Origin of the sequence: Oribacterium sp. FC2011, assembly GCF_000701645.1 — a bacterium.
GTDB lineage: Bacteria > Bacillota > Clostridia > Lachnospirales > Lachnospiraceae > Oribacterium.
Genome location: NZ_JNJM01000022.1, coordinates 32,442 through 43,468 on the forward strand (window position 1 = coordinate 32,442; position 11,027 = coordinate 43,468).

The window sequence follows — 11,027 nt, forward strand, 5'->3', positions numbered from 1 at the left end:
ATGAAGCCTCTTTTTTGTATGGCTAGATCATCGAAATTCCGAAAGAGTTAACCAGACCGTCGATGGGCTTGCCGGCCTTGCAAAGCGGGCAATCATTGTAGTCGGCAAAAGCATAGTCCGGAAGATCATTTGTGCCGTAAACCGAAACCACAGGGATGCCGTTATAAGAAGTGATAGCACTGAATACAGCGGAGACACCACTTAACTTGCCGCCGTAGTATTTTACAGCCTCGATGACCTTGTTGATTGATTTACCGGTGGAAACGGAGCCTTCAAGGATGAGAACATTCTTGCCTCTCACCATGGGCTTAATGTTATCTCTGAAAATGATCTGTGAGTTGGAATTGAACTCCGGCTTTATTATATAGATTGTCTTATGGGCGTTGGTGTTCATGGCACCGCTCTTGGTAAGCTCCTCAGCAACGAAAGCGCCGATAACCTCTGTTCCTTCGTCACAAATGATGGTATCCACCACCAGACCGAAAAGGTATCTCTCTACAAGCTTGGCAGCAACCATATGAGCTTCGGACGCTCTGGTCTTAACTGTTGTGAGGTCTATGTAATAGTTTGTGTGAGAATGGTTTGTGGCAAAATGTCCCCTTGTAACCTTCAGTGGTAATGATATTCCCGTAACTTCGATTTTCTGATAGCTGTTTTCCATTTTTACTCCTTATCCTGTTTCCTGATGAAACATAATTTGATCATATTCTATGATCCGTGTCACGTAACCTGATGAATTCATTATATCATCTAGGTTGATAAAATAAATATTATTTTCAAAAATACATAAATTTGGAACATCATATCCCTGGATGGGATTTCGGATGAAGGAGACTGACGGATATGTAAGAAAAACGTAAGTATAAAAAAGAACGTACGTGTGGAAAATTCGGAGAAGAGAGGGTATTATTAAGAAAGCAGGTGGTTTTGATAAAATGCCACAGCTTGATAAAAATGTCATATTTATGATATAGTTCAAGAAATTGCGTGCAAAAAAACAGCAAGATTTTTAAGGAGTTTTTACATGGCAGAGAAATACGATGCGTCGAGTATCACGGTCCTGGAGGGACTTGAACCGGTCAGAGTGAGACCCGGTATGTACATCGGTTCCGTAGGTTCAAGAGGTCTAAATCACCTCATTTACGAAATCCTGGACAATTCGGTGGATGAGCATCTGGCGGGATATGCCAAGAATATATGGATAACATTGGGAAAGGATGGCTCCTGTACCGTTCGTGATGACGGTCGAGGCATTCCTGTAGGCATGCACCAGAAGGGAGTTTCCGCAGAGCGAGTAGTTCTTACCACACTTCATGCCGGCGGAAAGTTCGACAGCAAGGCATACAAAACCTCCGGCGGTCTTCACGGTGTAGGTTCATCAGTTGTTAATGCTCTGTCATCCTACCTCAGGATCCGTGTTTATCAGGACGGAAAGATTTCGGAAGATACTTATGAGCGCGGAAAACCAACAACCGAGCTTGTAAAGGGACTTCTTCCTGTTGTGGGAAAGACAAAGGAGACCGGAACAGAGACCACATTTATACCGGATCCGGAGATATTTGAAAAGACAAGATTCAAGGAGGACTGGCTTCAGTCAAGACTCCATGAGACTGCATATCTTAACCCGGAGCTTACCATTCATTATCGGGATGACAGAGATGAGATTCCTGTTATCAAGGAGTTCCATGAGCCGGAAGGAATCATTGCCTTTGTTAAGGATGTCAATAAAGAGAAAGAAAAGGTTACTCCCGAGATTTACTTCAAGGGCGAGTCCGAGGGTACAACACTTGAGTGCTGTATTCAGTTTACGGATGACTTTGAAGAGAATGTTCACGGCTTCTGTAACAACATTTTCACCCAGGAGGGCGGAACACATATCACGGGATTCAAGACCAAGTTTGCCCAGCTTATAAACAGCTATGCAAGACAGCTTGGACTTCTCAAGGAAAAGGATGATAACTACACCGGTGCTGATACCCGTAACGGTATGATGGCTGTAGTTGCTATAAAGTATCCGGATCCTATTTTTGAAGGACAGACCAAGACAAAGCTTGCAAGCCAGGAAGCAGGAAAGCATGTTGCGGCCATAGTGGATTCAGAGCTTCAGCATTATTTCGACAGAAATGTTGAAGTTGTGAAGTCCATCATCACCTGCGCAGAGAAATCAGCAAAGATCAGAAAACAGGAACAGAAAGCCAAGAGCAACATGCTCAGCAAGTCAAAATACAGTTTTGACTCAAACGGAAAACTCGCTAACTGCATTTCCAAAAATCCCGAGGAGTGTGAGATTTTCATCGTAGAGGGAGATTCTGCGGGCGGTTCTGCAAAAAATCACAGAGACAGACGTACCCAGGCTATTCTTCCCCTTCGTGGAAAGATCCTGAACGTTGAGAAAGCTTCCATAGATAAGGTTCTTGCCAATGCTGAGATCAAGACCATGATCAATACCTTTGGATGTGGATTCTCAGAGGGTTACGGTAATGACTTTGATATCACAAAGCTCCGCTATGACAAGATCATACTTATGACCGATGCGGACGTTGATGGTTCACATATCGATACATTGCTCCTTACCTTCCTTTACAGGTTTATGCCTGACCTTATCACAGAAGGACATGTTTATGTTTCCATGCCGCCTCTTTATCAGGCTATACCTCACAATAAAAAAGAGGCACCGGAGTACCTTTATGATGAATCTGCGCTTGTAAAGTATCAGAAGAACCACAAGGTTGGAAGCTATGAGCTGAAGCGATTCAAGGGTCTTGGTGAGATGAATCCGGAGCAGCTTTGGGAGACAACCCTCAATCCGGAAAACAGAATTTTAAAGAGAGTTGAGATAGAGGACGGACGTCTGGCATCGGAGGTTACCAGTATGCTCATGGGATCAGAGGTAGGACCTCGCCGTGATTTCATTCATGATCACGCTGATGAGGCTGAGATTGATGCTTAAAAAGTTCATCGGTTAATGTCCTTCGCATATGACGGTTTTGTGAGAAAAACGTACTGCGTAAGCAGAATTCGCAGGCATCAAACGAAGGGTGACCGTGAAACCCCAAAGTAAAGAGAATAGATATAATTAAGGATTAATTATGGCAGAACAGATTTTAACAACCGAATATTCGGAGGAGATGCAGAAAAGCTACCTGGATTATTCCATGAGCGTTATCACTTCAAGAGCGGTACCGGATATTCGTGACGGACTTAAGCCGGTACAGAGAAGAGTACTTTTCGACATGGATCAGCTTCATGCTAACCATGACCACCCAACCTATAAGTCAGCCCGAATAGTGGGTGACACCATGGGTAAGTATCACCCTCACGGAGATGCATCCATATACGATACACTGGTTGTCATGGCGCAGGATTTCAAGCGTATGCAGCCGGTTATCCATGGACAGGGTAATTTCGGTTCCATAGAGGGAGATTCCGCAGCGGCTCCACGATATACAGAGGCGAAGCTTGAAAAGTTTACCGATGACTGCATGCTGGCAGATCTTGATAAGTCGGTGGAGTTTCAGGCGAACTATGATGAGACTCTGACAGAACCGGTTGTGCTTCCTGCCAGAATACCGTATTTCCTTTTGAATGGTTCCGAGGGTATCGCGGTAGGTATGGCTACATCAACTCCAAGCCACAATCTGGGAGAGATCATTGACCTTATCCTTGCTTATCTCAGAAATCCTGCCATGGGAACTGCTGATATGATGGAGTATCTTAAGGGACCTGATTTTCCTACAGGCGGAATCATCGCCAACAAGTCGGAGCTTGTGGATATTTACCGTTCCGGAACCGGAAAGCTGAAGCTCAGAGGAAAGCTTGTATTCGAAAAGAAGGAAGGAAGATCCGACAGAGATAAGCTTGTGGTGACTGAGATACCATACACAATGATCGGTCAGGGTATCATGAAGTTCATGCAGGATACGGCACAGCTTGTGGAGAACAGAGTGCTTCCTGAAATCACAGACATTTCCAACCAGTCAGACAAGAACGGTATACGTATCGTTCTTGACCTTAAGAACGGCGCTGACATTGAAAGGATACAGAATGTCCTTTATAAGAAAACAAAGTTGGAGGATACCTTCGGCGTAAATATGCTTGCCATCAATGAAGGACGTCCGGAGACCATGTCTCTTCGCGGAATCATCAAGGCATACCTTAAGTTCCAGTATGAGATTCTCGGAAAGAAGTACAAGAATTTACTTGATGCCGAGATAGACAAGAAGGAGATTCAGGACGGTCTCATCAAGGCAGTTGACCTTATTGATGCCATCATTGCACTTCTCAGAAGCTGTAAGTCCCAGGCTGATGCAAAGAAAGCTCTTATGACGGGAGACATTGAAGGCATCAAGTTCCGTGACAGAGATAAAGAGTTTGAAGCAACCATTAGGGAGTTTACATTTACAGAGCGACAGGCTCAGGCAATCCTTGACATGAAGCTCAGCAAGCTCATCGGTCTCGAGCTTATCGAACTGAAAAAGCGTCATGCAGAGACTCTCAAGAAGATAAAGGAGTACAGGGGTATCCTTGGAAGCCGTGACCGTATGAACGAGGTTATTTCCGAAGACCTTATGTTCATAAAGTCCCAGTATGCAAAGCCCAGAAGAACACTTATAGAGGACGGTAGGGAAGCTGTATTCAATGATAAGGAAGTCCAGGAGATAGACGGATACTATGTTCAGGATAAGTTTGGATACTGCAAGATGATAGATGATGCTACTTACCAGCGTAATCAGGAAACTCTTGAGTCTGAAAGCAGATTTATCTTTAAGTGTAAGTCTACAGACAGAGTGCTTATATTTACCGATAAGGGCAATATGCATCAGATAAAGTGCCAGGATGTGCCCCTCGGTAAATTCAAGGACAAGGGTATACCTATCGACAACATCAGTAAGTACAATGCAAATGACGAAGAGATTGTTTATGTAAATGTTAAATCTGTACTTAACGGCAAGACTCTTGTATTCGCTACAAAGGATGCTATGGTGAAGCTGGTTGAGGCAAGCGAGTTTGAAACAGCAAATAAACTGGTGGCTGCCACAAAGCTTAATGATGGTGATAAAGTGGTAAGCATTCAGGTGATGGGTTACGAGACGGACATCGTATTCAGAACCAGAGACGGTTATTTCCTGAGATGCTCCCTCAGTGATGTGCCTTTACAGAAGAAGAACAGTAAGGGCGTTGTTGCTATCAAACTCGGAAAGGGTGATGTACTCAGAGACGTTTATCTTATGGGAGTTGATCCTTTGGATATAAAGGTCAGCGGAAAGATGCTGTCACTTAACAGACTTAAGCTTGCCAACAGAGCAGGTAAAGGAACTAAACATTAAACATAATCGCGGGTTATGGTAAAAAAATCGCCATATAATTCACGTTATAGCCACAGCTTAGATTAGATATAATTAAAAGTTTATTGATTTAGGCAGCTTTTAGTAATATAAAAGAGCAAAGGGGTATCTTTACGTTAATCAGACGTGCTAAACAGACTGGCATCTGTCTGTCAGAAGAAACCTGCGAAAACATGAGTTTAAAGAGGAGAAAACAGTTATGGAGAAATTAAAAGTTGGCGTTCTCGGTGCAACAGGTATGGTTGGACAGAGATTCATCACACTTCTTGAGAATCACCCATGGTTTGAGCTTACAACACTTGCTGCTTCACCAAGATCTGCAGGACAGACCTATGAGAAGGCAGTTGAGGGAAGATGGAAGCTTGACGTTCCGATGCCTGAGTCGGTTAAGAGCATGATCGTAAAGGACGTTTCCAAGATTGATGAAGTTGTAAAGGACGTCGATTTTGTATTTTCTGCAGTAGATATGAAGAAGGATGAGATCCGTGTATTTGAGGAGGCTTATGCCAAGACAGAGACTCCGGTTGTCTCCAACAACTCTGCTCACAGATGGACACCTGATGTTCCGATGGTAGTACCTGAGATCAATCCGGATCATTATCAGCTTATCGAAGCTCAGAAGAAGAGACTCGGTACAACCCGCGGATTTATCGCTGTTAAGCCTAACTGTTCCATTCAGTCATATGCACCGGCCCTTGCTGCATGGCGTAAGTTCGAGCCGTATGAGGTTATCGTTTCCACATATCAGGCTATTTCCGGCGCAGGAAAGAACTTTGAATCATGGCCTGAGATGGAGCATAATATCATCCCATACATCGGCGGTGAGGAAGAGAAGTCAGAAAAAGAGCCTTTAAGAGTTCTCGGTACTTTTAAGGGAGATCATATCGATCTTGCAGAGGATATAAAGATTTCCGCACAGTGCATCCGTGTTCCTATCCTTAACGGACACACTGCAACAGTATTTGTTAAGTTCCACAAGAACCCGACAAAGGAAGAGCTTGTACAGGCACTGAGAGACTATTCAGGTGAGCCTCAGGCACTTAAGCTTCCTTCAGCTCCTGAGCATTTTATCCAATATCTTGAGGATGATAACCGTCCACAGGTTGATCTCGATGTTAACTACGAGAGAGGAATGGGTATCTCCATCGGACGTATCCGTGAGGATTCCATCTATGACTGGAAGTTTGTAGGACTCAGCCACAACACACTTCGCGGCGCAGCAGGCGGCGGAGTTGAGGCAGCAGAGTACCTTGCAGCCAAGGGATATATTACAAAGAAATAAAATATATGATGCAACGTTTCGGCAGGGGATAAGACTCGAGTCGGCGAGTGTCAATTAAAAACGGGATCTTCAAAGTTTATTGAGGTTTCCTAAAGATAGTCAGAGTCAGGCTTTAGGGTCTGGCTCTTTTTATTTCTCAACAGTTCAGTCGGTGGCTGCCTGTCGTTTACTGCCATAAATCTCAAAATAAGTGAGAGTCAGGATGTGCATTTATGATATGATTGATATAAGTGTTGAAATACATCGGGGGAGGTCTAAAGATGTCAAAGATTAGTTTAACGTATTATGGTCATTCGTGTTTTAAGGCGGATTCAAAAGACGGTTCAGTTGTATTTGATCCCTATGAAAACGGCAGTGTACCGGGATTAAAGGTGCCGTCGGGTTTGACAGCGGATATGGTTATCTGCTCTCATGAACACCATGACCATAATGCTGCCTCACTTATTTCTCTGAGCAGAAAAGATCATGGTCTCAGATACCATAACATTCTTGTGCCTCATGATGATGCAAGCGGAAGCAAGAGAGGCATGACAAAGATATCTTTTGTAAAGATGGATGATCTTGTGATTGCCCACATGGGAGACATTGGCAGACTGCCAAGTGAAGATGAGTATGAAGAATTGAAAAAAGCTGATGTTGTTCTTCTTCCTTGTGCCGGCTTCTATACCATAGATTCAGCTCAGGCACTGGAAATCATGAAACATTTGAAGACACCTTGTTTAAAGGTACTTATGCATTTCAGAGAAGGTGCAACGGGATATGATGCCCAGGAAGACATTCAGCAGGTAATGTCGGTGATCCCGGGGGTTCACAGAATCAAGGAGCCGACATTCGAGATAGATACCCGGAATGTTCCGGATGAAATCATTACCCTTATACCCAAACAGAATTGAGGCTGAAACCTTATGAACGATAGTAGTAATGAGCAGAAGACCTATGAGGGAAGAAAAGAAACACAAAATGGTATAAAACGGTTGATTTTTGTGGGGATAGCCCTGCTGATCGAAATCGTACTTGTTCTTTTACTGTTTACAAAATTATGGGATTACGCCGAATGGATAAACATAGGCATGAGGATACTGGCTTTAGTGCTGGTACTGGGAATCTATGCCCAAAACAAAACGGCAGCCATGAAGATGCCCTGGATCATTCTGATACTTGTGCTTCCTATCATGGGGGTTTCACTGTATCTTCTGGTAGGGTTGAATGGGTATACGTGGAAGATGAGAGACCGTTATCAGAGAATTGATGAGGTACTTCTGCCCATACTTCCGAAAAATACTGAGACTATAGAAAAGCTAAGGGAGACTGACAGCGCTGCAGCAGGAGTTTCGCAATATATCGCCTCCAAGGCATTATATCCGGTTTATCAGAATACCCGAATCGAATATTATGACGATGCTGCAAAGGGGCTGGAAGCACAGCTTGATGCTTTGGCCAAGGCAAAATCCTTTATATTTATGGAGTATCATGCCATAGAGGATTCTGTTTCCTGGAACAGAATAGAGGAGGTTTTGGCTGAAAAGGTAAAAGAGGGGGTTGAGGTAAGGGTCTTCTATGACGATATGGGAAGCATTGGTTTCATTAATACGGATTTCTGCAGGAAGCTTGAGGCCCGTGGAATCCAGTGCCGTGTGTTTAATCCCCTGGCTCCGGGACTTAATGCTTTTCTGAACAACAGAGACCACCGAAAGATAACTGTAATTGACGGTTACGTTGGTTTCACCGGAGGTTATAATCTTGCGGATGAGTATTTCGGCCTGACACATCCCTTTGGATTATGGAAGGATACGGGAATAAGGCTTGAGGGAGAGGCGGTAAAGTCCCTGACCGTTACTTTTCTTGAAATGTGGAATGCTGTAAGTGATACGGATAAGGATGATGTTGAGTTTGGAAGGTTCTTTCCCAATGATGCATCGGTTGCCGGAGAAGAAGCATTTATCCAGCCCTATGCAGACAGTCCCATGGATGATATACATGTTGGAGAGGATGTATATATAAGTATCGTTGAGAAGGCGGTTAAGTACTGTTATTTTGTGACTCCCTATCTCATTATCACCGATGAGATGGCCCACGCCATGGCTCTTGCGGCAGAAAGAGGCGTTGATGTCCGTGTTATCACTCCGGGAATCCCGGACAAAAAGATGGTTTACAGTGTGACACGCTCCTTCTATAACTCGCTGGCAAGACACGGAGTCAGGATGTATGAATGGACTCCCGGATTCTGCCATGCGAAGATGTGTGTTGCAGATGATGTCATGGCCACCTGCGGTACCATAAATCTCGATTACAGAAGCCTGTATCACCATTTTGAGAATGGATGTTTCATCGCCCACAGTGAAGTGGTACCAGCTATCCGTCGCGATTTTGAAAAAATGTTTTCGGAAAGTACAGAGGTCACTGAAGAATACAGTACTGTTAAAAGCTCATATCTTAAATTATCGCAGCTGTTCCTGAGGCTCTTTGCAGAGCTGATGTGAATGCTGTAAATCTATCGGGGGGATTCTCACGGTTGAGAATCTCCCCCGATGGCTTCTGTATGGATGATTTCGGGATGGTTCCCAATAGAAGAGAATCATCCCGTTTTTTTGTTTATAAATACTGGTTCAGGGAAATGTTCGAGAAGGCCGATGCCATTCCGGAAAAATATGTCCATGCGTTTTCTGAGATATTGAAAGATATGGGAAAGAGTATCTCGGAGATGGAAAAGTCAGAGTAAATTATACCCCCGGGAGATGATTCCATAAGGATCATTTTCCGGGGGTTTTAATATTGCCCAATGTTTTAATGGTACATGTACTATGATGTTAACCGTAAAGCAGCACTATTACTGCTTTTACAAAGATGATACCCCTGCTTCAATGCTCCTTTCTTTTATACTATTTCACGGTAATGCTGCATCTAAATCATCATCCACGCACCTATACTAAATGCTATGTAGTTATAAACGGCTTATATGTCAAAAAAATAAGAAAAATAAGATAAAAAAATAAAAAAATTTGTTATTCTCACATATATTCCTTTCTCTTTAAGAGCGCAGGGATGATTTTGTTTCTTATTTGTTACTTTTTCACATGTACCTGATGTCTTGATGGCATACATTCATCCCTCGTGTAAAATCCTATGGCTCATTTTTTGAGGCGAAACTTGAGAGATAGTAATCTTATAAAATAATATTTTTGGATTATTTTTAGACCTCAAGAAAGTGGGTGATATTTTTATGTGTAAAAGAAATCCAAATGGTTATGGTTGTGTGACCAGACTATCGGGGAACAGAACAAGACCCTGGATCATCAAGGTGACTGTATCTGATGAAGCCGGAAAAACGCATCAGATACCTGTGGGGTATGCAGAAACAAGGGAATCTGCATTGATAATGCTTGCACAGTACAATAACAATCCCTGGAATATTGATCGGGACAAGGTTACTCTTGCAATACTTTTTCAGCAATGGGCAAATATCAAACTCCCCAAACTGTCAAAAAGCAGCCGGGGAGCGTTGAAATCAGCATTTAAGCATTGTTCCAAATACTATGGTGTGAAGTATCGTTTAATCAAAGCCTATCAGATGCAGGAAAGTATTGATAATTGCGGCTATGGATATGCAACTCAGGGTGCAATCAAGGCCCTTTGGGGGCATCTCGATAGATTTGCTTTTGAATGTGACATTATAGATAAGATGTACAGTCAACTGATAACCGCTGCTCCGGTTCCGGATACAAAAAGAACACCATTTACAGAAAAGCAACTTGAAGATCTGTGGTATTTTGTTTCTGAACCCTGGGTAGATACGGTTCTCATTTTTTTATATACCGGATTCAGATTAAATGAACTTCTGACCATGAAAACAGGACAGATCGATATGGAGCAGAAGATATTTATAGGAGGATTTAAGACCCGAAGCGGTAAAGACAGGATCGTTCCCATCCATCCAAGGATCCAACCGCTTGTAAGAAAATGGGTTGACAAGGGTGAAGAATATTTTTTCACATATCAGAGCAGGAAAATCAGCACGACGGTGTATTACAGATTATGGAAGTCTGTGATGACCCTCATAAATGCTGATAAGACCCCACATGAAGCCAGACATACCATGGAAACCATGCTTGATAATGCCGGTGCCAATCGCAAGTGCATAGATATGATCATGGGGCATAAATCCAAGGATGTTGGGAACAGAGTTTACAATCATAAAACACTGGAACAGTTAAGGGAAACTATTGCCCTTTTGAAGTAGGATCAGTGGGGGATAGTATAGTGTAAATGATTTTACAGGAACACATCCCTGGATTTATGGCGAACTATAACGTTGACATCAGTTTGGTAACAAATCAGTAACAAAAAAACGGAAAGCTCCGAAACAACGGGAGTTTTCCGTTTTTTTGTTCATTTATTGGGCA

General features: G+C 43.1%; 8 protein-coding genes. 7 read left to right on the top strand and 1 reads right to left on the bottom strand.

The window, feature by feature from the left end; translation table 11 throughout:
• Positions 1-22 precede the first annotated feature (22 nt).
• Complete coding sequence (locus T357_RS0114915) at positions 23-661, bottom strand: type I phosphoribosyltransferase (RefSeq protein ID WP_031554345.1); 639 nt, start codon at positions 659-661, stop codon at positions 23-25.
• Positions 662-1,024: 363 nt separating this feature from the next.
• On the opposite strand from T357_RS0114915, the gene T357_RS0114920 reads away from it, so the two are divergent.
• From T357_RS0114920 to T357_RS0114955, 7 genes are all read left to right on the top strand, one after another.
• Positions 1,025-2,950, top strand: coding sequence for a DNA gyrase/topoisomerase IV subunit B (locus tag T357_RS0114920; protein WP_031554348.1), 1,926 nt, complete (start codon positions 1,025-1,027; stop codon positions 2,948-2,950).
• 139 nt (positions 2,951-3,089) lie between these two features.
• Positions 3,090-5,327 (top strand): DNA gyrase/topoisomerase IV subunit A, encoded by a 2,238-nt coding sequence (locus T357_RS0114925; RefSeq protein ID WP_031554352.1) that lies wholly within the window; start codon positions 3,090-3,092, stop codon positions 5,325-5,327.
• Positions 5,328-5,544: 217 nt separating this feature from the next.
• Positions 5,545-6,627, top strand: coding sequence for an aspartate-semialdehyde dehydrogenase (gene asd, locus T357_RS0114930; RefSeq protein WP_031554355.1), 1,083 nt, complete (start codon positions 5,545-5,547; stop codon positions 6,625-6,627).
• Between the two features lie 260 nt (positions 6,628-6,887).
• Positions 6,888-7,520 carry an MBL fold metallo-hydrolase gene (locus T357_RS0114935; RefSeq protein ID WP_049962471.1) on the top strand — a complete coding sequence of 211 codons (633 nt, stop codon included), beginning with the start codon at positions 6,888-6,890 and terminating at the stop codon, positions 7,518-7,520.
• Between the two features lie 12 nt (positions 7,521-7,532).
• On the top strand, positions 7,533-9,107 hold the full coding sequence (gene cls, locus T357_RS0114940) for a cardiolipin synthase (RefSeq protein ID WP_031554374.1): 1,575 nt from the start codon (positions 7,533-7,535) through the stop codon (positions 9,105-9,107).
• Between the two features lie 32 nt (positions 9,108-9,139).
• Positions 9,140-9,346, top strand: coding sequence for a hypothetical protein (locus T357_RS0114945; protein ID WP_031554377.1), 207 nt, complete (start codon positions 9,140-9,142; stop codon positions 9,344-9,346).
• 501 nt (positions 9,347-9,847) lie between these two features.
• The gene (locus T357_RS0114955; RefSeq protein ID WP_031554379.1) at positions 9,848-10,864 is read left to right on the top strand and encodes a tyrosine-type recombinase/integrase; all 1,017 of its coding nucleotides are present in this window, start codon (positions 9,848-9,850) and stop codon (positions 10,862-10,864) included.
• Positions 10,865-11,027 lie beyond the last annotated feature (163 nt).